General features: G+C 69.5%; 20 protein-coding genes. 13 read left to right on the top strand and 7 right to left on the bottom strand.

Annotation, left to right across the window (positions count from 1 at the left end; genetic code table 11):
* Nucleotides 1-21 precede the first annotated feature (21 nt).
* From QM708_RS14990 to QM708_RS14980, 3 genes are all read right to left on the bottom strand, one after another.
* A complete protein-coding gene (locus QM708_RS14990) occupies nt 22-2,229 on the bottom strand; it encodes an ATP-dependent DNA helicase RecG (RefSeq protein WP_415110300.1) in 2,208 nt (735 codons plus the stop codon).
* Between the two features lie 162 nt (nt 2,230-2,391).
* Nucleotides 2,392-2,577 carry a 50S ribosomal protein L28 gene (rpmB, locus tag QM708_RS14985; protein ID WP_415110298.1) on the bottom strand — a complete coding sequence of 62 codons (186 nt, stop codon included), beginning with the start codon at nt 2,575-2,577 and terminating at the stop codon, nt 2,392-2,394.
* 181 nt (nt 2,578-2,758) lie between these two features.
* Complete coding sequence (locus QM708_RS14980; protein ID WP_415110295.1) at nt 2,759-4,441, bottom strand: ribonuclease J; 1,683 nt, start codon at nt 4,439-4,441, stop codon at nt 2,759-2,761.
* 79 nt (nt 4,442-4,520) lie between these two features.
* Here QM708_RS14980 and QM708_RS14975 point away from each other — a divergent pair, with 79 nt between their 5' ends.
* Nucleotides 4,521-5,069, top strand: coding sequence for a GNAT family N-acetyltransferase (locus QM708_RS14975; RefSeq protein ID WP_415110292.1), 549 nt, complete (start codon nt 4,521-4,523; stop codon nt 5,067-5,069).
* Between the two features lie 64 nt (nt 5,070-5,133).
* On the opposite strand, the gene glpK is transcribed toward QM708_RS14975, so the two are convergent.
* The gene (gene glpK / locus QM708_RS14970; RefSeq protein WP_415110289.1) at nt 5,134-6,651 is read right to left on the bottom strand and encodes a glycerol kinase GlpK; all 1,518 of its coding nucleotides are present in this window, start codon (nt 6,649-6,651) and stop codon (nt 5,134-5,136) included.
* A 40-nt stretch (nt 6,652-6,691) separates the two neighbouring features.
* Complete coding sequence (locus QM708_RS14965; protein ID WP_415110286.1) at nt 6,692-8,419, bottom strand: glycerol-3-phosphate dehydrogenase/oxidase; 1,728 nt, start codon at nt 8,417-8,419, stop codon at nt 6,692-6,694.
* 94 nt (nt 8,420-8,513) lie between these two features.
* On the opposite strand from QM708_RS14965, the gene QM708_RS14960 reads away from it, so the two are divergent.
* Nucleotides 8,514-9,464, top strand: coding sequence for a sugar-binding transcriptional regulator (locus QM708_RS14960; protein WP_415110283.1), 951 nt, complete (start codon nt 8,514-8,516; stop codon nt 9,462-9,464).
* Here the strand turns inward: QM708_RS14960 and dapB are convergent.
* Nucleotides 9,457-10,191 (bottom strand): 4-hydroxy-tetrahydrodipicolinate reductase, encoded by a 735-nt coding sequence (gene dapB, locus QM708_RS14955; protein WP_415110280.1) that lies wholly within the window; start codon nt 10,189-10,191, stop codon nt 9,457-9,459. The two genes, QM708_RS14960 and dapB, sit on opposite strands and share 8 nt — an antisense overlap.
* 107 nt (nt 10,192-10,298) lie before the next feature.
* On the opposite strand from dapB, the gene QM708_RS14950 reads away from it, so the two are divergent.
* From QM708_RS14950 to QM708_RS14900, 11 genes are all read left to right on the top strand, one after another.
* Nucleotides 10,299-11,078, top strand: coding sequence for an HAD-IIA family hydrolase (locus tag QM708_RS14950; protein ID WP_415110277.1), 780 nt, complete (start codon nt 10,299-10,301; stop codon nt 11,076-11,078).
* A gap of 150 nt (nt 11,079-11,228) precedes the next feature.
* Nucleotides 11,229-12,128: a carbohydrate kinase family protein gene (locus QM708_RS14945; RefSeq protein ID WP_415110274.1), complete on the top strand. Its 900-nt coding sequence runs from the start codon at nt 11,229-11,231 to the stop codon at nt 12,126-12,128.
* Complete coding sequence (locus tag QM708_RS14940) at nt 12,125-13,009, top strand: aldolase (RefSeq protein ID WP_415110271.1); 885 nt, start codon at nt 12,125-12,127, stop codon at nt 13,007-13,009. Before QM708_RS14945 ends, QM708_RS14940 begins: the two co-directional genes overlap by 4 nt.
* Before the next feature lie 185 nt (nt 13,010-13,194).
* Complete coding sequence (locus QM708_RS14935; protein ID WP_415110268.1) at nt 13,195-14,490, top strand: ABC transporter substrate-binding protein; 1,296 nt, start codon at nt 13,195-13,197, stop codon at nt 14,488-14,490.
* A gap of 46 nt (nt 14,491-14,536) precedes the next feature.
* On the top strand, nt 14,537-15,478 hold the full coding sequence (locus QM708_RS14930; protein WP_415110265.1) for a carbohydrate ABC transporter permease: 942 nt from the start codon (nt 14,537-14,539) through the stop codon (nt 15,476-15,478).
* 10 nt (nt 15,479-15,488) lie between these two features.
* On the top strand, nt 15,489-16,304 hold the full coding sequence (locus QM708_RS14925; RefSeq protein WP_415110262.1) for a carbohydrate ABC transporter permease: 816 nt from the start codon (nt 15,489-15,491) through the stop codon (nt 16,302-16,304).
* Nucleotides 16,305-16,311: 7 nt separating this feature from the next.
* Entirely contained in the window at nt 16,312-18,576 is a 2,265-nt protein-coding gene (locus QM708_RS14920; protein WP_415110259.1) for a TIM-barrel domain-containing protein, read from the top strand.
* A gap of 57 nt (nt 18,577-18,633) precedes the next feature.
* Nucleotides 18,634-19,362, top strand: coding sequence for a TSUP family transporter (locus QM708_RS14915; protein WP_415110256.1), 729 nt, complete (start codon nt 18,634-18,636; stop codon nt 19,360-19,362).
* 21 nt (nt 19,363-19,383) lie between these two features.
* Nucleotides 19,384-20,259: an NAD(P)-dependent oxidoreductase gene (locus QM708_RS14910; protein ID WP_415110253.1), complete on the top strand. Its 876-nt coding sequence runs from the start codon at nt 19,384-19,386 to the stop codon at nt 20,257-20,259.
* A gap of 86 nt (nt 20,260-20,345) precedes the next feature.
* Nucleotides 20,346-21,158, top strand: a complete 813-nt coding sequence (locus QM708_RS14905) for a DeoR/GlpR family DNA-binding transcription regulator (RefSeq protein WP_415110250.1) — start codon at nt 20,346-20,348, stop codon at nt 21,156-21,158.
* 187 nt (nt 21,159-21,345) lie between these two features.
* Nucleotides 21,346-22,593, top strand: a complete 1,248-nt coding sequence (locus tag QM708_RS14900) for an AGE family epimerase/isomerase (protein ID WP_415110247.1) — start codon at nt 21,346-21,348, stop codon at nt 22,591-22,593.
* A 70-nt stretch (nt 22,594-22,663) separates the two neighbouring features.
* Here the strand turns inward: QM708_RS14900 and QM708_RS14895 are convergent, their stop codons facing one another.
* Nucleotides 22,664-24,859 carry a polyribonucleotide nucleotidyltransferase gene (locus QM708_RS14895; protein ID WP_415111465.1) on the bottom strand — a complete coding sequence of 732 codons (2,196 nt, stop codon included), beginning with the start codon at nt 24,857-24,859 and terminating at the stop codon, nt 22,664-22,666.
* Nucleotides 24,860-24,956: the final 97 nt, after the last annotated feature.

The raw sequence follows: 24,956 nt of genomic DNA, 5'->3' as shown, positions 1-24,956 counted from the left end.
CCGAGCGACCTTACTGGACGCTCACGAGCGGTCGATCCAGTCGCCGCCGGTGAGCAGGTTCGTCTGGGCGAGGGCGTCCGCGAAGCCGGGAGTGGTGCACTCGGGATCGCGGCGCACCGCTTCGTCGGCGATGGTGCGCGCGGAGTCGATGATGTCGGCGTGCTCCAGCACGCGCAGCAGCCGCAGGCTGGACCGTCCGCCCGACTGCGTCGCGCCCAGCACGTCGCCCTCGCGGCGTTGGGCCAGGTCGAGTTCGGCGAGCACGAAGCCATCGCGGGTGGAGGCGACGGCGGCGAGCCGCTCCCACGAGGGGGCGTCCGGTTCGGCGGAGCTGACCAGCAGGCACACCCCGGGTAGCGATCCTCGGCCGATGCGCCCGCGCAGCTGGTGGAGTTGGCTGATGCCGAAGCGGTCGGCGTCCCAGATCACCATCATGGTCGCGTTCGGCACGTCCACGCCGACCTCGACGATGGTGGTGGCGACGAGCACATCAACCTCGCCCGCTGCGAACGCGCTCATGGTGCGTTCCTTGAGGTCCGAGGACAGTTGGCCGTGCAGGACGCCGAGGCGCAGCCCGGCCAGTTGGCCCGCTTGCAGTTGATCGGCCAGTGCGACCACGCCCAGGCTTGGGCGGATACCGTCGCCCGTGCCGATCTGGGGCGCGACCACGAACACCTGACGGCCTTGGGCGACCTCTTCGCGGACGCGCTGCCAGGCGCGCTCGACCCAGGCGGGGCGCTGCAGGGCGTCCACCACCGTCGTCGACACCTCCGCGCGCCCACCCGGCAACTCGGTCAGCGTCGAGATGGACAAGTCGCCGAAGATGGTCATCGCCACCGAGCGCGGGATCGGCGTCGCGGTGAGCACCAGCACGTGCGGACGCGCGGACGCCCGGTCGGTGAGCACGGCGCGCTGCTCCACGCCGAAGCGATGCTGCTCATCGATCACGACCAGGCCCAGGTCGACGAACTGCACATGATCGGCGAGCAGGGCGTGCGTGCCGACGATGATGCCTGCCTCGCCGGAGGCGATCTTGAGCAGCGCCGACTTCTTCGCCGCCGCGCTCATCGAGCCGGTCAGGCAGACCACGTCGGTTGCCTCGTCCGGCGCCCCGAGCGTCCGGCCGGTGCCCAGCGGGCCGAGCAGGCCGGTGATGGTCTGGTGATGCTGCTGGGCGAGTACTTCGGTCGGCGCGAGCAGGACCGCCTGGCCGCCGGCGTCCACCACCGCGAGCATCGCCCGCAGCGCGACCAGCGTCTTGCCCGAACCGACCTCGCCCTGCAGCAGCCGCTGCATCGGCTGGTGGCGGGCCAGGTCGGCGAAGATCTCCTGCGAGGTCTCCTGCTGCCCTCGGGTCAGTTCGAAGGGCAAGGTGGCATCGAAGGCGTTCAGAATTCCGTCCGGACGCCGCGGGCGCGGCCCCGCGGAACTGCGCGCGTTCTCGGCACGGCGGTAGGCCATGGTCAGCTGGGTGGCGAACGCCTCGTCGAAGCGCAGCCGGTCATTGCCCCGCTCGATCTCGGAGCGGGAGTCGGGGCGGTGCACATAGCTGAACGCCTGAGTCAGCCCGCATACCCCGGCACGCTGACGCACCCAGTCCGGCCACGGATCCTCGACACCGTCGAGCATGTGCAGGGTGAGCCGGATCGACTCCGCGATCGTCCAGGTCTTCAGTTTGGCCGTCGCCGGATACAGGCCCACCAATCCCGAACGCGACAACTCCGCGATGCGCGCCTTCTCGTCGGAGTTGCCGACCACCTTGCCGGAGGCGTCCAGCATCACGAACGCCGGGTGCGTCATCTTCAACGCGTCCCGGAAGGCGCCGATCTTGCCGACGAAGATGCCGCGCTCGCCGCGGCTGAGTTCCCGCTCCCACCAGCGGGTGACGTGCGCCCCGCCGAAGAAGGTGGCGCGCAGGCGTCCGACACCATCGGTGAGCGTGACCTCGAGCCGCGATTGCGCTCCCCTGCCGCGCGACCGGCCGGGCGCCCCGTCGATCACCTGCGTGGAGGCCACCCGCGCCATCACCGCCACGTGTTCGCCCTCTTCGAGGCTGGCCAGATCGGTCAACTCGGTGCCCGACAGGTAGTGCCGGGGAAGATGCCGCAGCAGATCACCGACGCTGTGGACGCGCAACGCCTCGAACAGCTTCGCCTGCGACCCGAGCACGCTCAACAACGGCGCGTTCAGTTCCGCGAACGCACGGGTCTGCCAGCGAGGATCGGCCATGACAGCGATCCTAACCAGCCGCTCCGACAAGAACGACGCGACGCAAGCGGGCATGCTCCCGTGCGGGAAAATGGTCTGAGTTCGGACCATGCCCGCACGGGGAACGGCGTCCGGGCATGCAAAAGACCCGCCGGAGCGGGCCTTTTACGAACGCGCGCTAGCTCAGCGAGCGACCTTGCCGGCCTTGATGCAGGAGGTGCACACGTTGAGGCGCTTGGTGCCGCCGTTGATGACAGCGCGCACGGACTGGATGTTCGGGTTCCAGCGGCGGTTGGTCTTCTTCTTCGACCACGGCACGTTGTGTCCGAAGGTCGGCTTCTTGGCGCAGACGTCGCACACGGCGGCCATGGCTTACTCCTTTGGTTTGTCGGCCGGCACCCTCACGGGCGCGACACAGCCGACGATCGAAATCGGAACCTGAACATCCTAACCGATCCGGGCGCGGGGGTGAAATCACCGACCATTCCCGGCGCGGCACCACCACGCCCGAGACGGACGCCGCGGCACCGCACACCGGCAAGCGGCGTGGCTACGTGGCCAGCACCACCGGCACGATCATCGGGCGGGCACGGTAGCGGCGGCTCACCCAGCGGCCGATCCGGCGGCGCATCACCTGCTGCAGCTGGTGGGTGTCGTCGGCGCCCTCGGCGAGCGCCGAGCGCAGCGCGGCGAACACCTCGTCAGCGATCTCATCGAAGATGCCCTCGCCGTCGACGAAGCCACGAGCGGTGATGATCGGCCCCTCCACCACCTCGCTGGAGTGCAGGTTGACCACGGCGATCGCCGAGATGAACCCCTCCTCGCCGAGGATGCGGCGGTCGTCGAGCTGGGAGTCGCCCACGGCGTCCACGGTGGAGCCGTCGACGAAGATGTAGCCGCATTCGAGGCGTCCGACCACCTTGGCGTGGTGCTTGCGCAGATCGACCACGGCACCGTCCTGCACCACGATCGTGTTCTCGCGCGGCACACCGGTCGCGATGGCCAGCTCGGCGTTGGCGACCAGATGGCGCACCTCGCCGTGCACCGGCATCACGTTGCGCGGCTTGAGGATGTTGTAGCAGTAGAGCAGCTCACCGGCGGACGCGTGCCCAGACACGTGCACCAGCGCGTTCGCCTTGTGCACCACCTTCACGCCGTTCTTGGTCAGGCCGTTGATCACCCGGTACACCGAGTTCTCGTTGCCGGGGATCAGCGAACTGGCCAGCAGCACCGTGTCACCCTCGCCGGCGGTGATGATCGGGTGCTCGTGGTTGGCGATCCGGCTCAGCGCCGACAACGGTTCACCTTGCGACCCGGTCGAGATGATCACCACCTTGTCGTCGGGGTACTTGTCGATGTCGTCGAGTGCGATCAGCGTGTTGCCAGGCACGCGCAGGTAGCCCAGCTGGGAGGCGATGGTCATATTGCGCACCATCGAGCGGCCCACGTAGACCACCTTGCGGCCACGGCGGACGGCTTCGTCCATCACCTGCTGGACGCGGTGCACGTGGCTGGCGAAGCAGGCCACGATCAGCTTGCCTTTGGCGTGCGCGAAGACGCGCTCCATCGCGGGCTGGATGTCCTTCTCCAAGGTGGTGAATCCGGGGGTTTCGGCGTTGGTGGAGTCGACCATGAACAGGTCCAGGCCTTGCTCCCCCACCCGGGCGAAGCCGCGCAGGTCGGTGAGGCGTCCGTCCAGCGGCAGCTGGTCGAGCTTGAAGTCACCGGTGTGCAGCAGGTTGCCGGCCTTGGTCGTCACGTGCACGGCCAAGGCGTCGGGGATCGAATGGTTGACCGCCAGGAATTCCAGGGCGAACTCACCGATGCTCGTCTTGTCGCCCTCGGCGACCTCGCGCAGATCGGTATTGCGGATCCGGTGCTCCTTGAGCTTCTCGCGCACCAGGGCGAGGGTCAGCTTGCTGCCCAGGATCGGGATGTCGGGACGCCGGCGCAGCAGGTAGGGCACGGCGCCGATGTGGTCCTCGTGGCCGTGAGTCAGCACCAGGGCGACGATGTCGTCGAGGCGTCCGGCCAGCAGGTGCAGGCCTGGCAGGATCAGGTCCACACCAGGGTGGTTCTCGTCGGGGAACAGCACTCCGCAGTCGATCATCAGCAGCTGGCCGTTGATCTCGAAGGTCGCACTGTTGCGGCCGACGTCGCCGAGGCCGCCGAGCGGTGTGATCCGGAGCGTGTCAGGGGCGAGTTCGGGGGGTGTCTTCAAAGCATCGCGCACGAGGCCACTCTAGTCCCCGCCGCCGACATTCCCTGTACGCCACGGGGCCCGAAGCGGGCGGGGCCCCTAGGATGACGGCGTGATCGAACGCGCCGCTCTCGCCGATTCCTGCCGCCTCGCGTTGCCCGCCGAGGCTGAGCGCATCGCCGCCGTGCAGCGGCGCAGCTGGGCGCAGCTGTTCCCCTCCGATGTGGCCGACCATGTGCTGGCCAGCGTCGATCTGGCCACCATGGCGGCATCCTGGCAGGCGGCGATCCTGCGCCCGCCGCTGGCCACCTTCCGGGTGATGGTGGCACTGAGCGAGGGCCGGGTGGTCGCGTTCGCGGCCATCGGCCCCTCCGACGACGAGGACGCCCACCCCGGTGAGGACGCCTTGGTCGCCGAGTTCGTCGTCGACCCGCCCGCCCAACGGCAAGGGCACGGCTCGCGGCTGCTCAACGCGGTCGCCGACACCCTGCGCGCGGACGGTTTCACCCGGGCCACCTGGTGGGTCCGCTCCACCGACGACCCGCTGCGGCGCTTCCTGGTGTCAGCCGGCTGGGGCCCCGACGGCGCCCACCGCACCGTCGGCAGCGAGGACGCCGCCGCGACGGTAAAGATGATCCGGATGCACACCGCGCTCGGCTGAGCGCGGACTCACGACGGCGCGGACGCCGACAACTCGGCCGCCCGCCGGCCGGGTCATTCCCGGGCTACCTCACGTCCTCGTCGACCCAGTCGAAGGTCTTGGTGGCCGCCTTCTTCCAGTTGCGGTAGAGACGGTCGCGCTCGGCGGGGTCCGCCTGCGGCGTCCAGCGCTTGTCTTCGGCCCAGTTGTCGATGACGTCCTGTTCACCGTCCCAGAAGCCCACCGCGATGCCGGCCGCGTATGCCGCACCGAGCGCGGTGGTCTCGGCCACCACCGGGCGGACCACGTCGACGCCGAGCTGGTCGGCCTGGAACTGCATCAACGTCTCGTTCGCGGTCATGCCCCCATCGACCTTCAGCTCGGCCAGCGTCACCCCGGAATCGGCCTCCATCGCGTCCAGCACCTCGCGGGTCTGATAGGCGGTCGCCTCCAGCACGGCGCGGGCGATGTGGCCGCGGTTGACGAACCGGGTCAGGCCGACGATCGCACCGCGGGCGTCCGCGCGCCAATAGGGCGCGAACAACCCCGAGAAGGCGGGCACGAAATAGGCGCCGCCGTTGTCCTCGACCGAGGCGGCGAGTTCCTCGATCTCGGGCGCGGAGTCGAACATGCGCAGGTTGTCGCGCAGCCACTGCACCAGCGATCCGGTGACCGCGATCGACCCTTCCAGCGCGTAGACGGGCTTGCGGTCACCGATCTGGTAGCAGACCGTAGTGAGCAGGCCGTTCTTGCTGGGCACCTTCTCCTCACCGGTGTTCATCAACATGAAGCAGCCGGTGCCGTAGGTGTTCTTGGCCATGCCGGCCTCGAAGGCGGCCTGCCCGAACGTGGCGGCCTGCTGATCGCCGAGATCGCCCGCGATCGGGACGCCGCCGAGCAGGCCCGCGTCGCGTCCGTGGCCGTAGACCTGGGACGACGACCGGATCTGCGGCAACATCGACAGCGGAATGCGCATGTCGGCGGCGATCGAGGCGTCCCACTGGAGCGTGTCGAGATCCATCAGCATGGTCCGGGAGGCGTTGGTGACGTCGGTGACGTGCACGCCGCCGTTCACCCCACCGGTGAGGTTCCAGATCACCCAGGTGTCCATGGTTCCGGCGATCAGGTCGCCGGCTTCGGCGCGCGCGCGGGCACCGTCGACGTTGTCGAGGATCCAGGTGATCTTGGGGCCGGCGAAGTAGGTGGCCAGCGGCAGGCCGACCCGCGCCTTGTAGCGGTCGTTGTCGCCCTGGGCGAACTCGGCGCAGAGCGCGTCGGTGCGGGTGTCCTGCCATACGATCGCGTGATACACGGGTTCGCCGGTGTGCTTGTCCCACACCATCGTCGTCTCACGCTGGTTGGTCACCCCCACCGCCACGACATGGTCCTTGTTCACGCCGCCGCGGACCAGCGCGATGCCGACGACCTCGCGGACGTTGTTCCAGATCTCCACCGGGTCGTGCTCGACCCAGCCGGCCCGGGGAAAGATCTGCCGGTGCTCCTTCTGCCCGCTCGACACGACGCGGCCCGCGCGGTCGAACAGGATGGCGCGCGAACTGGTGGTGCCCTGATCGATCGCGAGCACGTACTGGTCGTCGGTCATATCGGTCTCCTTCGACGGTGAGGGATGCCTCGGGGTGAACCTACAGCCCGCTGCTGACGAAATCGGGAGCAGCCATCCGGGCGGCGGACGCGGCGGCGTCCGTGGACTGCTGCTGCGCAGCCATCTCGGCGGCGGCGCGGGCACGGTAGTTCGCCTTCTCGGCCTCGGTACGCGCGGCGTCCCAGCCAAGCAGCGGCGCGGCGATGGCGGCCACCTCGTCGACCGCGGACGCCCCACGGTCGGGGGTGGTCGAGTTGAGCCGGACGCGCTGGATCAGGAGGTCCTCCAGGTGCAGGGCGCCCTCGTACCGGCAGGCGAACGCTACCTCGGCGCGCAGATACCAGTCGCAGGAATCCAGCGGACCGCCCAGCCCCGGGTCCTGGTCGACCAGGGCGAGCAGCGCGTCGATCTCGGAGCCGTAGCGGTCGAGCAGGCTTTCCATCCGGGCGGCGTCCCAGCCGTAGCGGGCACCGATCGCGTCGCTGCGGCGCACCACGGCCCGGTAGCCGTCCGCCCCCAGCAGCGGGATGTCGGCGGTGATGGACGGCAACTCCTGGGCGCGTGGCTTGCCGAGCGCGACGTCCACGGCGTCCGCCCCCATCACCCGGTAGGTGGTCAGCTTGCCGCCGGTGATCACCACCAGGCCCGGGGCCGCCTCGAGCGTGGTGTGCTCGCGGGACACCTTCGCCGACTTGGCCTCGTCGGCACCCACCGGTTGCAACAGCGGACGCAGGCCCGCGTAGGTGCCGATGATGTCGTCACGGGTCAGGTTCGCGGCCAGCACCGCGTTGGCGTGCTCCAACACGTAGTCGATGTCGGCGGATGTCGGCACCGGGTGGATCAGCTGCTCGTGCCAGGCGGTGTCGGTGGTGCCGATCACCCAGTAGTGCTGCCACGGGATGATGAACAGCACCGATTTCTCGGTGCGCAGGAACATGCCCGAGGACGCCTTGATCCGCTCGCGCGGCACCACGATGTGAATGCCCTTGGAGGCGAGCACCTTCAGCCCGGCGCGCGTCGTGGCCAGGCCTTGGGTGGTCTCGGTCCACACCCCGGTGGCGTTGATCACCGCCTTCGCCTTCACGTCGATCTCACGGCCGGACTCCAGGTCGCGGACCTTCGCGCCGGTGACGCGGCCCGAGGCGTCCTGGATGAAGCCGGTCAGTGCCATGCGCGAGGCGGCGGCGGCACCGTAGCGGACGGCACTGCGCACCAGGTTGATCACCAGGCGCGCATCGTCGACGCGGGCGTCGTAGAACTCGATGGCGCCGATCAGCGCGTCCTCGCGCACGTCGGGGAAGCGCTTGCGGGCGGCCTTCTTCGACAGATGCTTCTGGATCGGGACGGTGGCCTTGCCGCCTGCGCCGATCACCGCGAGCGCGTCATAGAGGCCGACCCCGACCGCGGAATAGCTGCGCTCGATCACCGGCGTCTTGAGCGGCCACAGGAACGGCTGCGCCTTGACCAGGTGCGGCGCGAGCGTGGTGAGCAGGCGTCCGCGTTCGCGCAACGCCTCAGCGACCAGCGCGAAGTCGAGGTTGTACAGGTAGCGCAGTCCGCCGTGCACCAGCCGGCTGGAGCGGCTCGACGTGCCGGACGCCCAGTCCTGGGCCTCGATGATGGCCGTGCGCAGGCCACGCGTGGCGGCGTCCAGCGCGGCCCCCGCGCCGGTCACGCCTCCGCCGACGACGAGGACGTCGAAGGTGTCGTACTCGAGCGCTTGCAGATCGCGCTCGCGCTGGCTGGGGCTGAGTGCCGGGATGCTCATGAGGGACTCCTTTGCCACTGTCTCGCGGTCTATCTTGCTCGCCTTGCACGAACGTGTCAGCATTTTGCACATACGTGCACAGCCGAGGAGCGCCATGAGCGATCGTTACGACCACATGTACCTCGCGGCCACGCGGTATTACGTCCAAGGCGAGACGATGGAGGCCATCTCGCGCGACCTCGGCGTGTCGCGCTCGACGGTGTCGCGGCTGATCAGCTCCGCACGCGAGTCCGGGCTGGTGCGCATCACGATCGCCGAGTCGGCGGGCTCGCACTCCCCCGTCGCCCGGGCACTCGCGGACGCCTTCGGCGTCCGGGTGCACATGGTGCCCTCGCGGGCACCCACCCTGGTGCAGCGCACCGACCAGGTGGCACAGCGGGCCGCCACGCTGCTCGCCGACATCGTCCAGGACGACCAGACCATCGGGGTGGCCTGGGGTGTGACCATGGCAGCGGTCACCCGGCACCTGCCACGCCGGTCACGGTCGGGCACCACCGTGGTGCAGATGAACGGCGGCGCCAGCCACAACACCTCGGGCATCCCGTGGATCCGCGAGATCCTGCAATCGTTCGGGGACGCGTTCGGCTCCGACATCGCCCTCTTCCCGGTGCCCGCCTTCTTCGACTACGCCGCCACCAAGCAGGCGATGTGGCGCGAGCGCTCGGTGCAACGGGTGCTTGCGATGCTGTCCCGGCTCGACGTCGCCGTCTTCGGCGTCGGCTCGCTCACCGGCGCGGTCGCGTCGCACGTGTACGCGGCCGGCTATATCGGGGACGCCGAGCGCGCGGCCCTGGTCGCCGACGGCGTGGTCGGCGACATCTGCACCGTGCTGCTGCGCGAGGACGGTACCTTCGCCGACATCGAGGCCAACCGCCGCGCGACCGGGCCGACCCCGGCCGAGCTGAGCAACGTGCCACGACGCCTCTGCGTGGTCGCCGACCCGCTCCGCGCACCGGCAGTGCTGGGCGCACTGCGGGCAGGCGCGGTCACCGACCTGGTGATCGACGATGTCACCGCCCGCACCACCCTCGCCCGCATCAGTTGATCCCGAGCAACTCCTCGATGCCTTGGGTCAGACCCGGCAGCGTTGGCACGGCGCGCACCGCCGCCAGGATGCCGGGCATGTAGGCGCTGCGGGCGAAGCCGTTCTCGACGATCGTGAGTTGCTCGCCCTCATTGCCGAAGCGGACCTCCTGGTTGGCGAACAGCCCGCGCTGGCGCACCGCGTGCACCCGGATGCCGCCCACATCGGCGCCGCGGGCGCCCGGGATCTCCTGGGTGGTGGCGTCCGGAACCGGGGCGCAGCCCGCCTTCGCGCGGGCCTGTGCGATGCGCTGCGCGGTGGTGACGGCGGTGCCGGAGGGGGCGTCCACCTTGTTGGGGTGATGCAGTTCGATGATCTCGACCGACTCGAAGAAGGGCGCGGCGATCTCGGCGAACTTCATCATCAGCAGGGAGCCGATGGCGTAGTTGGAGGCCACCACCACGTTGCGGCCGGCCTGGGTGAACCACTGCTCGACCTGGGCGAGCCGCTCGGGCGTGAAGCCGGTGGTGCCCACCACCGCATGGACGCCATGGCCGGCGCACCATTCCAGGTTGGCCATCACGGCGTCCGGCACCGTGAAATCGATCACGACATCGGCGGCACCGGCCGACGCAGGGTCGTCGCCGACATCGAGGGCGGCGACCAGTTCCAGATCGGGCGCCTCCTCGACCGCACGGCAGATCTCGGCGCCCATGCGCCCCTTCGCTCCGAACACAGCCACCTTCATGCGGGTCATGGTACTGCGCGCCCTCGCCGCGGCGCCGGGTGGGTCAGCAGCGGGAATCACACCCCCTGATTCATCCGCGGGTGAGCAGGATGCGGCACTCTTGAGGTATGCGAGATCCGAAGGACATCAAGTGCTGGCTCACCGACAAGGACGGCGTCCTCGTGCACGGCGACCGCGCCATTCCGGGCGCCAAGGAACTCATCGACCACTGGACGAAGAACGAACTTCCCTACCTCGTCCTCACCAACGACTCCGTGCAGACGCCGCGTGACCTCGCCGCACGCCTGCACCGCGCCGGGCTGGACGTGCCCGAGGAGAACATCTGGACCTCCGCCATGGCCACGGCCGCGTTCCTGGCCAACCAGAGCGGCCCCCGCACCGCCTACGTGCTCGGTGAGGCCGGGCTGACCACCGCCCTGCACGAGGCCGGCTTCGTGCTCACCGACGTCGACCCCGAGTTCGTCGTGCTCGGCGAGACCCGCGCCATGTCGTTCGAGCAGGCCACCCGGGCGATCCGGCTGATCCTGGACGGGGCACGGTTCATCGCGACCAACCCCGACGTGTCCGGCCCCAGCACCGACGGCATCGTGCCTGCCACCGGCGCGTTCGCCGCCATGATCACCGCCGCGACCGGGCGCGAGCCCTACATCGTCGGCAAGCCGAACCCGATGATGTTCCGCTCGGCGATGAACCGCATCCAGGCGCATTCGGAGACCACCGGGATGATCGGCGACACCATGGGCACCGACATCATCGCGGGCATGGAGGCCGGCCTGCACACGGTGCTGGTGCTGACCGGTTCCACCAAGGCCGAGGACGTCGCGTCCTTCCCCTACCGCCCCTCCCGCACCCTCGACTCGGTCGCGGATCTGCTGCCGCTGCTCTGACCCTCGGCATCGCTAACCCTCAGCATCGCTGAGGACGTGCTTGGCACGCCCACGCGAGGGCATCACTGCGCATCATGTTGATTATCCAACATGATATTGACGGTAGATCAACATGAATGTTTGGCTCTCCTCATGACACGAGGAGGTGCCATGCGAGACGCAGTTGTCTTTCTGGGAGTCGCCACGCACGACACGATCGTGCTGGTCGACCACTACCCCGGCCCCGACGAGCGCGTGGTCGTGCAAGCGCTCGAAACCGCGGGCGGAGGCCCGGCGGCAACCGCTGCGGTCGCGTGCGTGCGGCTCGGCGTCCGGGCGTCGTTCGTCGGCAGCGTCGGTGCGGACGCCGAGGGCGCGCGCATCATCGCCGACCTGACCGCCGAAGGGGTGGACGCCCAGGGTGTCAGCACCGTCGAGGGCCGCTCCGGCGCCAGCGTCGTCATCGTCGACGCCGCCCGCGCGACGCGCGCCATCTGCAATCGTCCCGCGGGCGTCCCGCAGCTCAACGACGCGGCCCTGCGGCTGCTCACGCGCGCCGACTGGGTGCATGTCGACCAACTCGGCTGGCAGGCGCTCACCGCCCACCGCGACGAACTGCCCGCCACACTGCGGGTCAGCGTGGACGCCGGCAATCCCATTCCCGGCTTCGCGGCGTCCGGGGTCGCGCTGTATGTGCCGACCATCGCCGCGCTGCGCGCCGGCTACGGCGACCGGTCCCCCGAAGACCTGCTGCACGCCGCGATCGACGACGGCGTCCACACCGTGGTGGCCACCGACGGCAGCCGCGGATCCTGGGGCCTGGAGCGCGGCGGCGAGATCGCCTACGCGCCCGCGGCGTCCGGTCTGCCCATTCGTTCCACCCTCGGCGCCGGGGACGTGTTCCACGGCGCGCTGCTGTCCCAGGTCGTGCGCGGCGTCCCACTCGCCGACGCGCTCGTCTACGCCAACCACGTCGCGGCCGCCTCCTGCGGTGCCCTCGACGGCCGTTCCGGTATTCCCACCCACGCCGAGGTCGCCGCCGCCCTCGGCTCACCACAGGAGGATCGATGACCACCACCAAACCCGACCTCAGCGTCCTGCAGCGTCCCTCTGGAGGGTTCGCCATGCTGGCAGTCGACCAACGCGAGGCGCTGCGCGTGATGATGTCGGACGCCCGCGGTGGCGCCGTCGTCACCGATGACCAGGTGATCGACTTCAAGCTGGACGCCGCCCGCACCCTCACCCCGTACGCCTCGGCAGTGCTGATCGACCGGCAGTTCGCCTTCGACCAGGCCGTCGAGGCCGGGGTGGTGGCCGAGGGCTGCGGCCTGATCTCGTCGGGCGACCACTTCATCCCCGCGCACGGCGAACTCGTCGGCGAGGTCGAGATCGACCGCCAGGTCGACCCGGCGCACGTGAAGGCGTCCGGGGCGGTGGCGATGAAGCTGCTGGTGCTGCACCGCATCGACCAGCCCGCCGGACCGCGGATCGCGATGGTGCGCGAGTTCGTCGAGATCTGCGACGCCCACGGCCTGATCAGCATCATCGAACCGGTCTGCCGCAAGCCGCTGGACGCCTCGCTGGACTGGGATCGCGAGCAGGCGATCGTGGACGCCGCCCGCGAGCTGGGCGACCTGGGTGCCGATCTGTACAAGGGCGAGATGCCGCTGTACGGACGCGGTCCCGAAGCCGAGATGCGCCGCCGCTGCGCCGAGATCAACGAGGCCGTCGCCTCGCCGTGGGTGATCCTCTCCTCCGGTGTCGCCGAGGCCGACTTCCCCACCGCCGTCGCGGTGGCCTGCTCCGAGGGTGCCTCCGGCTTCCTGGCCGGACGCGCCGTGTGGGCGTCCTGCCTGGCCGCCGACGATGTCAGCGCCTGCCTGGCCGGGGCCGCGGTCGACCGGCTGAAGAAGTTCGGTGCCCTCGTCGACGAGGCGATGAGCAAGCGCTGACGCGCGCGCCCCGCGGCCCTGTGCCGCACCTGTCCGTGCCCCGCGGCCCTGTGCCGCACCCGTCCGTGCCCGGCGCCCCGGCACACCGTCCGTGCCGCGGCCCTCGTCCGCACCCTGTGGCTCCGGCCGCACCCGTCCACCCCCGCCATCGACCTCTTTTCCCATGATCCGATCGGAGACTCCTCATGAGCACCATCAGCCGCCGTTCTCTCATCCAGCTCGCCGGGCTCACCGGCGTCGGTCTCACCCTGTCCGCCTGCGCGGGCCCGGGCACCACCACCCAGCCCGGCGGAGGCGCCGCCGGGGCGGTCAACCTCACCGGCCCGGTCGAGGGGTCGATCTCGTTCGCGCACTGGCGCGGTGAGGACAAGGCCCAGTTCGACAGCATCATCGCCGCGTTCGTGGCCGCGAACGCGGGCGTCGAGGTGCGCCAGGACATCTCACCGTCCAACGACTACAACGCCAACGCGCTGCAGCAGATCCGCCAGGGCACCCAGGGCGACCTCTTCGCTGCCTTCCGCGGCGCCCAGTACGAGTCGATGGTCAAGGCGTCCCTGTTCGCCGACCTGACCAAGGACGGCCCCACCGACAAGTACGTGGCCAACCTGATCGGCGCCGGCACCACCGACGGCAAGCAGTACGGCTACCCGTACCAGCTGGTGTTCAATATGCCGCTGATCAACGCCGACCTGCGCGCCCAGGCGGGTTACACCGCGAACCCGAAGGACTGGAACGGTTTCCTCGATCTGTGCGAGAAGCTCAAGTCGTCCGGGGTCGTGCCGATCGCCTGGCCCGGCGGCGAGGCCGGCAACGCCGGGCAGTTGTTCAACGCCATGGTGATGAACGAGGCCCCGTCCGACGATATGTGCGCCCAGATCGAGGCCGGCACCATGAAGGTCACCGACGACTGGTTCCTCACCGTGCTGCGCCGCTATGAGGAACTGAAGCCCTACTTCCAGCCCAACGCCACCGGCACGGCCGTCGAACCGGCCCAGCAGATGTTCGCCTCCGGCCAGTCGGCCATGCTCGCCACTGGCTCGTACCACATGACCAGCGTCCGGGGCCTGGGCGCCACCTTCGGCTTCGACCTGATCGCGCCGATCACCACGACCGCCGACAAGGCCAAGTACGAGGGCATCCACAACGCGACCTTCATCCTCGGCGTCAGCACGGTGTCGAAGAACGCCTCGACCGCGTTCGCGCTGTTGAAGCACCTCAGCGATCCGAAGGCGGCCGGCGACTACGCCAACGGCACCTCCCAGCATGTGACGGTCAAGGACGTCCAGTACACCAACCCCGATCTGCTGGCCACCGCGCCGTGGCTGGAGCGTAAGACCCTGCTCGCACCGCGCTTCCAGTTCACCAACCTCGACATCCGCAACGCGGCCGAGGGCGCCGCGACCGCGGTCGTCGGCGGCACCTCCGTCGATGAGGCCGCCGCCAGCGCGCAGCGGATCATCGACCAGCGCGTCAAGCGCTGACCCCCATCGGACCAGAGCCCACCGTGCTCGAAGAGAGGTGATCGGAATGCAGATCCCCGGAAGGAAGGGAGCAGCGGCCGGCCTGCCGCGTCCGCGGCCCAGCCGCGCGACCAGGCGCCAGAACTGGATCCTGTTCGCGTTCGCGGCGCCCGCGCTGCTGCTGTACGTGGTGTTCTTCGTCGTCCCGACGCTGCAATCGGTGCAGTATTCGGTGACGAACTGGGACGGCTACAGCCCGAGCTTCGACTATGTCGGGCTCGACAACTTCGTCCGCGCGTTGACCAACGACGACCTGTTCCTCAACGCGCTGGCGAACAACCTGAAGTTCTGGCTGGTCGTGGTCATCTTCCAGACGTTCTTCGCCTTGATCCTGGCGATCTTCCTGATGAAGGAGAGCCGCGGCTCCAGCCTGCTGCGCGGCGTGTTCTTCTTCCCGACGATCCTGTCGTCGATCTCGGTCGCCTACATCTGGAAGTTCATCTACGACCCGAACTTCGGGTTGGGCAACCGCATTCTGGAGGCGGTGGGCCTGGGCCAGTTCAGCAGCGCCTTCCTCGGCGACGATCGGCAGGCCATCTACTGGGTGGCACTCACCCAGGTCTGGTTCCACGCCGGGCAGATGATGACGATCTTCGTCGCCGGCCTGCAGAGCGTGCCCTCGGAGTTGTACGAGGCGGCCGAGGTGGACGGCGCCAGCCGCTGGCGGCGCTTCCGTCACGTGACCTGGCCGATGATCGCCCCGGCGACCGCGATCGTGCTCGCCTACACCACCATCCAGGCCTTCAAGGCGTTCGACCTGATCCTGGGCCTGGGCGGCAACCCGCCCAAGGGGTCGCTCGACATCATGTCGACCCGCATCTACACCACCTTCGCCAACGGTGAGTTCGGGTACGCCGCCGCCCAGTCGCTGCTGTTCGTGGCGACCATCGGAATCGTGACCTGGCTGTTGAAGCGCGGCGCGGCGCTCACCCAGCCGTCGAGCGAGTGAGGAGACAACCATGGGTTTCAAGATCACGCGGTTCGGGACGCTGTTCGTCTATGCCGCCATCATCATCATTCCCGTCACGGTCGTGCTCTTCGGCAGTCTCAAGACCATGGGCGAACTGTTCGCGAACCCGTTCGCGCTGCCCACCGAATGGTCGCTGGACAATTACCTGGCGGTCATCGTCGAGCACAATCTGGGCCGCGCGTTCCTCAACAGCGTCATCGTGACCGCGGCGTCCGTTTTCCTGACGCTGTTCATCGGCTCGCTCGCCGCCTATGGTGCCGCGCGGCTGACCGGCTGGCGCTCGTGGGTCGTGTTCGGGTTCATCGTGGCCGGCATGTCGGTGCCGGCGCAGGCGAATATGATCCCGCAGTACGTCCAGTTCTCCCAATTGGGGCTGCTGAACAGCCTGGCCGGCCTGATCCTGATCAACGTCGTGGTGGGCATCCCGGTGTCGGTGTTCATCATGGGCGGCTTCATGAAGACGCTGCCCCGCGAACTGTACGAGGCGGCCGCCGTCGACGGCGTCGGGCCGTGGCGGACCTACTGGAACGTCGTCTTGCCGCTGTCGATGCCCTCGATCGCCGCGACCGCGATCTTCCTGTTCGTGATCCAGTGGAACGAGCTGCTCTACCCGCTGCTGTTCATCCAGTCGCCGCAGTTCGAGACCATCCCGCTCACGCTGCTCAACTTCCAGGGTGAGTTCCTGACCAACTATCCGCTGTTGTTCACCGGCGTCGCGATCGCATCGATCCCGATCACGCTCGCCTACGTGTTCCTGCAGCGCTACTTCGTCGAGGGCCTGACCAGCGGCTCCGTGAAGGGATGATTGACCGATGACCGACTCCGACCAGCGATGGATCGGCCGGTACCTGGACGGTGTGCGGCGGCACGCTGACGGCTTCGACGCGGACCTGGTGTTCCTGGCCGCGCTCGAGTTGCCGCACACCCCCGGGTGGTTGACGGGCGAGGACATGCTCGCACAGGGCATTGAGGTGACGATGCCGAACCTGCCCCGCGACCTGGCGCTTCCGGCTCTTCAGGAGCACCGGCTCGCGCTGCGGGTGCGGGTGGTGGGCCCGGACGCCGTGCGCGTCACCCTCGCCCCGCCCGGCGAGCCGGTGCTCACCGAAGGCGCGGACTGGCTGGGCATCGTCACCAGCGAGACCACCGGGCCGACCACCTGCACCGTGACCGAGACCGAGGACGCTGTGCAGGTCGCCACGCCCGCGCTCACGCTCCGGGTCGGACGCCGCCCGTTCACGCTACAGCTGGGACCGGCCGAGGCCCCGGTGCTGCGCACGGCCGAGCGTCTGCGCCAGGTCGCCGGCTTCCCGATGGCCCCGCCCGTCCTGGCAGGCCCAGACACCATCACCCTCAACCTCGAAATCGGCGCCGACGAGGACATTCTCGGCTTCGGCGAACAGTTCGGCCGCCTGGTCAAGAACGGCCAGGAGCTGGTGCTCACCGTCGAGGACGCGCTCGGCACCGGCACCGGGATGACCTACAAGCCGGTGCCGGTCTGGCACTCCTCACGCGGCTACACCGGGTTCCTGAACACCGGCGCCACCGTCACCGCCGATGTCGGGCACCGGCGGCCGAGCGTGCTGGGGCTCACGGTGGCCGATACCGCGGCCGACCTGTACCTGATCGCGGGCGCCACCCCGGCCGCGCGCCTGGCCACCTATACGACGCTGACCGGCCGCAGCCGGCGTCCGGAGCTGTGGGCGTTCGGCTACTGGCTGGGCCGCTGCCGCTACCACAGCGCGCCCGAGATGATCGAGGTCGCCGACCGGATGCGCGCCGAGCGCCTGCCTGCCGATGTGCTGCACCTGGACCCGGACTGGCTGGTGGTGGACCGGCTCAACACCGACTTCATCTGGAACACCGGCCGCTTCGGCGACCGGCGCACGTTCGTGTCCGCGCTGGCCGAGCGCGGGTTCCGGCTGTCGGTGTGGGAACTGCCCTACATCGATCCGGCCTCCCCGATCCACGACGAAGCCGAGACGGCCGGCTACCTGGTGCGCACCACCGCGGGCGCAACCGCGCAGGTGCGTGGCACGCCGACCCCGGACGGCCGCTCGCGGTCGCTGGCCGACCTGAGCAACCCCGAGGCGCGCCGCTGGTGGCAGGACCTGCACGCCCCGTTCCTGGCCGACGGGGTGGCCGTGTTCAAGACCGACTTCGGCGAGGGCTGCCCGCACGACGCCGCGCTCGCGGACGGGACGCCGCCGCGGCACGCGCACAACCTATTCCCGCTGCGCTACAACGGTGCGGTCTACGAGGGCATCGAGCGCCTCACCGGCCGGACGCCGCTGGTGTGGGGCCGCTCCGGATGGGCCGGCTCGCAGCGCTTCCCGGGCCAATGGGGTGGCGACGCCGAGTCGACCGTGGCCGGGTTGCAGGCCACCTTGCGCGGCGGGCTGTCCTACGCACTGTGCGCGCCCGGCTACTGGAGCCACGACATCGGCGGCTTCTTCGGCCCCGAACTGACCCCTGGCCTGTACGTGCGCTGGACCCAGTTCGGCGCGCTCAGCCCGCTGATGCGCGCGCACGGCCTGCGCCCGCGTGAGCCATGGGCCTTCGGCGAGGAGGCACTGGCCATCGCCGCCGACTGGCTGCGGCTACGCTATTCGCTGCTGCCCTACCTGTGGCAGGTCGCCGCACAGACGCACAGCCTCGGCCTGCCGGTGATGCGCCCGCTGGTGCTGGAGTTCCCCGGCGACCCGGTGGCGGCCGGGATCGACGATCAGTTCATGCTCGGCGCCGATCTGCTGGTCGCGCCGGTCCTCGACGATGGCATGCGGACCGTCACCCGCCGGGTGTACCTGCCCGCGGGCCGCTGGCATCCGCTCACCGGCGGCGAACCGGTGCACGGGCCGGGGTTCATCACCGTCGAGGTGCCGATCAGCGCGATGCCGGTGTACGTGCGCGACGGCGCCACCCTGCCCCGGGTGCAGGTGGACGCGGGCGTCCGCAACGCCGACGACCTGCGCGACCGCCCCTGGCAGCTGCACGTCTACGGCGACGGCCCGGCCGCAACCCTGGAGGGCTTCGACGGGCATCCGGTCGAGGACGCCGAGGTGATCCGCCATGGCTGAGCCGCATCGCCGTGCGACCGCTCGGCATCTGGGCCGCCCCGGAGACCGGGTGGTGTGATGGACGCCGCGACGCTGGCCGCGGTGGGAGCGTTCGTGCTCCTCGGCGCAGCCACCCAGCGCATCACCGGCATGGGCTTCGCCCTGGTCGCGTCGCCGTTGCTCGTGCTGGCGCTGGGGCCGCTGGCCGGCGTCCAGCTCTCCCAGGTGCTCGGGCTGTCGGTATCCGCGCTCGTGCTCGCCCAGGTCTGGCGCGCGGCCGAAGGGCGCAAGGCGGTGGGGCTGTTCCTGCCTGCGCTGATCGGCATCATTCCCGGCGCCTGGGTCACCCGCACGCTGCCCCCGGCGATCCTGTCGATCGTCATCGGCGCCCTGGTGCTCATCGCCCTGCTCGCCACGGTGGCCAGCGAGCGGGCCCGCGTCTTCCGGGGAACACCCGGCCTGCTCGCGGCGGGGTTCCTGTCCGGATTCATGAACGTGACGGCCGGCGTCGGCGGGCCGGCCATCGTCTTGTACGCGCTGTCCACCGACTGGAAGCACGAGGACTTCGTCGCCACCGTGCAGCTCTACTTCGTCGGCCTCAACATCGCCTCCCTCACCGCGCGCGGCCTGCCCGCGCTGGAGGACTCCACCTGGATCGTCGTCGGGATCGCCCTGGCGATCGGCCTCGCCGCGGGCAGCCTGCTCGCGGCGAAGGTCTCCGCCTCCCTCGCCCGCCGCCTGGTGGTCGTCGTCGCCGTTCTCGGATCGCTGGCGACCGTCGCCAAAGGCGTCCTCGCACTTCACTGAAAGCCCGAAAGGAATCAGGACATGAATACGGTACGCACGATCGGCATCATCGGCGTCGGCAAGATGGGCGGCGGCCTGGCCCGCAACCTGGCCCGCGACCCGCGCTTCGAGGTCACGGTGCACGACCTCTCCGCCCAGGCGGTCGAGGCCTGCACCGCGGTGGGCGCCTCGGCCGCCGCATCGGCCCAGGACGCGGCGTCCGGGCGCGCCCTGGTGATCACCAGCCTGCCGATGCCGGCCCACGTCACCGCCACCTGGGCGGCCATCGCCGATTCCCTCGCGCCAGGCGCGCTCTGCATGGACGTCTCCACCATCGATCCCACCACCGCGCGCGCGGTCGCGGACGCCCTCGCCGCGCAGGGCCACCCGTTCGTCGCCTGCCTGCTCGGCAAGGGACCGGCGCAGGCCGAGGCGGGCGAGGTGCCGCTGTTCGTCGGCGGCGATCCCGAGGCACTGGACGCCCTCGGCGAGGTGTTCGCGGTGATCGGCGACGGCGTGCACCGGCTCGGCAGCGTCGAAGCCGCGACAGCATTCAAGCTGGTATCCAACCTGATCGGGATGGCCAACCTGGCGGTGCTCGCCGAAGGCTACGAGTTGTGCCGGCGCGCGGGCGTGAGCGCCGAGGGGTTCGTCGCGGCGCTCGCCGACACCGGCGGATCCTCCTACCAGTCGATGTTGCGGCTGCCCTGGATGATCGAGGGCGACTTCGCCCCCCGGTTCCCGGTGGCGCTCGGGCTCAAGGACGTCCGGCTGGCCGTCGACATGGCCGGCCAGTGGGGCATCGGCGTCCCGGTGGGTGCGGCCGCCATGACCCAGCTCGCCAGCGCGGTGGCGCACGGATGGGGCGGGGACGACGTGAACGCCGTCCTCAAGGTCGTCCGCCCGCCTGCGGACTAGCCGAAAGTGAGCAGGCGGGCGCGGACGCCGGGACCTGCGCGGGCGTTATGCTGCGCACACACCCCAACCACCAGGAGTGCCACGACATGTCGACGGACGCGACCGCGCGCAGGGCCACCATCGCCCGGCTCCTCAACGGTGCCGGTTTCGTCGCGGTCGCCGACCTCACCCGCCAGCTGAGCGTCTCCGACATGACGATCCGTCGCGACCTGCGTCGGCTCGAGGCCGACGGCGTCCTTACCGTCGTGCACGGCGGCGCGCGCCTGCCCGCCCCCAACGGTGCCGGCGGCAGCGGATTCGTGGCGCGCACCCGCGACGAACTCGACGCCAAGTCGGCGATCGCATTGGCGGCGGTCGAGCTGATCCCCCAGCACTCCTCGGTCGTGCTGGACGCCGGCACGACCGTCTTCGAACTGGCCAAGGCGCTGCCCGGGCGGTTCACCGGCTACGTCTTCACCCATTCGGTGCCCGTGCTGGTGCACATGCTCGCGTTCCCGTCGATCCCGGTGCACGGGCTGGGCGGCGAGTTGCAGACCGAAAGCCAAGCCATGATCGGCCCGACCACGGTCGAGAACCTGGCCAAGGTGCACGCGTCGGTGCTGTTCCTCGGCGCCGCCTCGATCGATGAGCGTGGTCTCTTCGTCGCCAAGGATCTGGAGCGCTCCACCAAGACCGCGCTGATGCGCTCGGTCGACACGGTGGTCGTGCTGGCCGACCGTACCAAGCTCAAGCGCAAGGCGCCGGTGCGGCTGTGCCCGCTCGACCCCATTGATGTTCTGGTGACGGACGCCCCGGTCTCCCCTGCCTTCCAACGCGCCTGCACCCAGGCCGGCGTGGAGGTCGTCGTTGCCTCCCGCCACCCGATGCCGTCGCCTCAACCCGCGGCCGCCCAGGCCTAAGCCGCTGGCGTCCGCCGGACCGTTGCCCCGCTCGTCGTGCGAGACGACACCACCCCATTATGTTTGAAATCAAACACCGACTACTGTTTTCCAACATTTCAGCGTTACGATTCGAACACATCCTGCTTGGGTCGCGCCCGTGGCGTCCCCTGCGTGCTGACACGACGACGTGAAAGGAACGATGGCTATGGCGAACTGGATCGGCACCCCCGCACACAACCGCTGGCTGGAGACCGAACTCGACCGCATCCTCGAGTTCGGCCGTAAGGCGAAGGTCCCCAACGGGTTCGGGTGGCTCAGCAACACCGGCGGGCTGCGCACCGACATGGGCACCCAGCTGTGGATCACCGCGCGCATGGTGCACGTGTTCGCCTGCGCGAGCCTGATGGGACGCCCAGGTGCCGCCACCATGGCCCAGCACGGCGTCGACTGCCTGCTGCGCGGCGTCCTGCGCGATACCAGCCACGGCGGCTGGTACGCCGTGGTCGCCAACGAAGGCGATGAGGTCGTCGAGCGCCGCAAGGAGGCCTACGCGCACGCCTTCGTGGCCCTGGCCGCCGCCAGCGCGAGCGCCGCCGCGATCCCGGGATCCTCCGAGCTGCTCGAACTGGCGACCGGTGCCATCGAGCAGCACTTCTGGTCTGAGGACGAACAACGCTGCCGCGACGACTGGGACGAGACCTTCACCATCGCGGACGCCTACCGCGGCGGCAATATGAATATGCACAGCGTCGAGGCCTTCCTGGTGCTGCACGACGTGACCGGCGACGATGTCTGGATCGAACGCGCCCTGGTAATCGCCGAGTTCGTCATCCACACCATCGCCCGCGCCAACGAGTACCGGGTCAACGAGCACTTCGACGCGGACTGGACGCCGCTGCCCGACTACAACTCCGATGCCCCGGGTGACCGGTTCCGCGCCTACGGCGGCACCCCCGGCCACTGGGTCGAATGGGGACGCCTGCTGGTGCAGCTGCGCGCCACCCTGCTCGCCGAGGGCAAGGACGCCCCGGACTGGCTGCTCACCGACGCCGAGGGCCTGTTCGCCGCCGGCGTCCGGGATGCCTGGAATGCCGACGGCGCGCCGGGATTTCTCTACTCGGTGGACTGGGACGGCCAGCCCGTCATCCGTTCCCGGGTGCGCTGGGTGGTCGTCGAGGCGATCGGCGCGGCCTACGCGCTCTACCGCGCCACCGGCAAAGACGAATACGCCGGCTACTACCGCGACTTTTGGGACTTCTGCCGCGACTACCTGCTCGACTACGAAACCGGATCGTGGTGGCAGGAGCTCGACGAGAACAACGAGGTCACCACCCTGGTCTGGAACGGCAAGCAGGACATCTACCACCTGCTGCACTGCCTGCTGGTGCCCCGGCTGCCGCTCACCCCGGGTATCGCCCCCGCACTCCGAGCGGGCCTGCTCGACACGGTCTGAGATCCCGAAACACCGAACGGCGCCACCCCCGCAGGGATGGCGCCGTTCGCGCGTTGAGTGGACCGGCCGATCAGGCGTCCGCCTTCTCTTCCACGACCGGGGCGAGCGACAGCTTGCCCTTGTCGTCGATCTCGGTGATCTCGACCTGGATCTTCTGGCCGACGCTGAGCACATCGTCGACGTTCTCGACCCGGTTGCCGCCGTTGAGCTGGCGCAGCTTGCTGATGTGCAGCAGGCCGTCCTTGCCGGGCATCAGCGACACGAAGGCGCCGAAGGCCATCAGCTTCACGACGGTGCCCAGGTAGCGCTCGCCCTTCTCCGGCATCGTCGGGTTGGCGATGGCGTTGACGGCCGAACGGGCGGCCTCGGCGGCCTCACCGTTGGTGGCACCGATGTAGATGGTGCCGTCGTCCTCGATGGAGATGTTGGCGCCGGTGTCGTCCTGGATCTGGTTGATCACCTTGCCCTTGGGCCCGATCACCTCGCCGATCTTGTCGACCGGGATCTTCACCGTGATGATGCGCGGCGCGTACAGGCTCATCTCATCGGGGGTGTCGATCGCCTCGCCCATCACGTCGAGCAGGGTATGACGGGCGTCGCGGGCCTGCAGCAGCGCGCCGGCCAGCACGTCGGCGGGGATGCCGTTGAGCTTGGTGTCGAGCTGCAGCGCGGTGACGAACTCGCGGGTGCCGGCCACCTTGAAGTCCATGTCACCCAGGGCGTCCTCGGCGCCGAGAATGTCGGTGAGCGCGACGTAGCGCGTCTCGCCGTCGATCTCTTCGCTCATCAGGCCCATCGCGATGCCGGCGACCGGCGCCTTCAGCGGCACACCAGCGTTCAGCAGCGCCAGGGTGGACGCGCAGACCGAGCCCATCGACGTCGAGCCGTTGGAGCCGAGAGCCTCGGACACCTGGCGGATCGCGTAGGGGAACTCCTCGCGGGTCGGCAGCACCGGCACCAGCGCACGCTCGGCGAGCGCGCCATGGCCGATCTCGCGGCGCTTCGGGGAACCGACGCGGCCGGTCTCACCGGTGGAGTACGGCGGGAAGTTGTAGTTGTGCATGTAGCGCTTGGTCGTCTCGGGCGACAGCGTGTCGAGCTTCTGCTCCATGTCGAGCATGTTCAGCGTGGTGACGCCCAGGATCTGGGTCTCGCCGCGCATGAACAGCGCCGAACCGTGCACGCGGGGCAGCACGCCGACCTCGGCCGACAGGGTGCGGATGTCGCGGGTGCCACGGCCGTCGATGCGGACGCCCTCGGTGAGGGTCTTGTGGCGGACGATCTTCTTGGTCAGCGCGCGGAAAGCCCCGGTGACCTCCTTCTCGCGACCCTCGAAGGCCTCGGCCAGCTCGGCGCGGACATCGGCGAGCAGCGCCTCGGTCGAGGTCTCGCGCTCATGCTTGCCGGCGATGCTCATCACGGCCTTGAGCCGGTCGGTCGCGGTCTGCGCGACGGCGGCGTAGACGTCGTCCTCGTAGTCACGGAAGACCGGGAACTCCTTGACCGGCTTCGGCAGCTGGGCGGCCAACTCGGCCTGAGCCTCGCACAGCGCCTTGATCGACGGCTTGGCGGCCTCCAGGCCCTCGGCGACGATCTCCTCGGTGGGGGCCGGACGCCCGGCGCGCACGTTGTTGACGGTGCTCTCGGTGCCACCGGCCTCGACCATCATGATGGCGACGTCACCGTCGGGCAGCACCCGGCCGGCCACGGCCATGTCGAAGGTGGAGCGCTCCATCTGCTCCACGGTCGGGAACGCCACCCAGGTGTCGTCGATCAGCGAGACCCGGACGCCGCCCACCGGGCCCGAGAAGGGCAGGCCGGCCAGCGTGGTGGACGCCGAGGCGGCGTTGATGGCGAGCACGTCGAAGCGGACATTCGGGTTGAGCGCCATGACGGTGACGACGACCTGGACCTCGTTGCGCAGGCCCTTGACGAAGCAGGGGCGCAGCGGGCGGTCGATCAGCCGGCAGGCGAGGATCGCGTTCTCGCTCGGGCGTCCCTCACGGCGGAAGAACGAGCCGGGGATGCGGCCCGCGGCGTACATGCGCTCCTCGACGTCGACCGTCAGCGGGAAGAAATCGATAGCGTCGCGCGGGTTGTTCTGCGCGGTCGTGGCCGACAGCAGCATCGTGTCCTCGTCGAGGTACACGACGGCCGAGCCGTTCGCCTGCTGGGCCAGCAGGCCCGACTCGAAGCGGACGACGTGCTTGCCGTGCGGGCCGTTGTCGATGATGGCCTCGGTGAAACGAAGGCCGGGTCCCTCCATAGCCATGGAGTGTTCCTTTCGGTGCGTGCCACACCTGAACTCCGGCCTCGTTGAGGAAAGGATCGGTCATCGATCGAAGCCCACGGGAACCTCCCCC

It is taken from the genome of Propioniciclava sp. (genome assembly GCF_047602245.1).
In the GTDB taxonomy this organism is placed as follows: Bacteria; Actinomycetota; Actinomycetes; order Propionibacteriales; family Propionibacteriaceae; genus Propioniciclava.
Note: the sequence above shows the minus strand (reverse complement) of the source record. Positions and strands in the feature narration are given on the sequence as shown.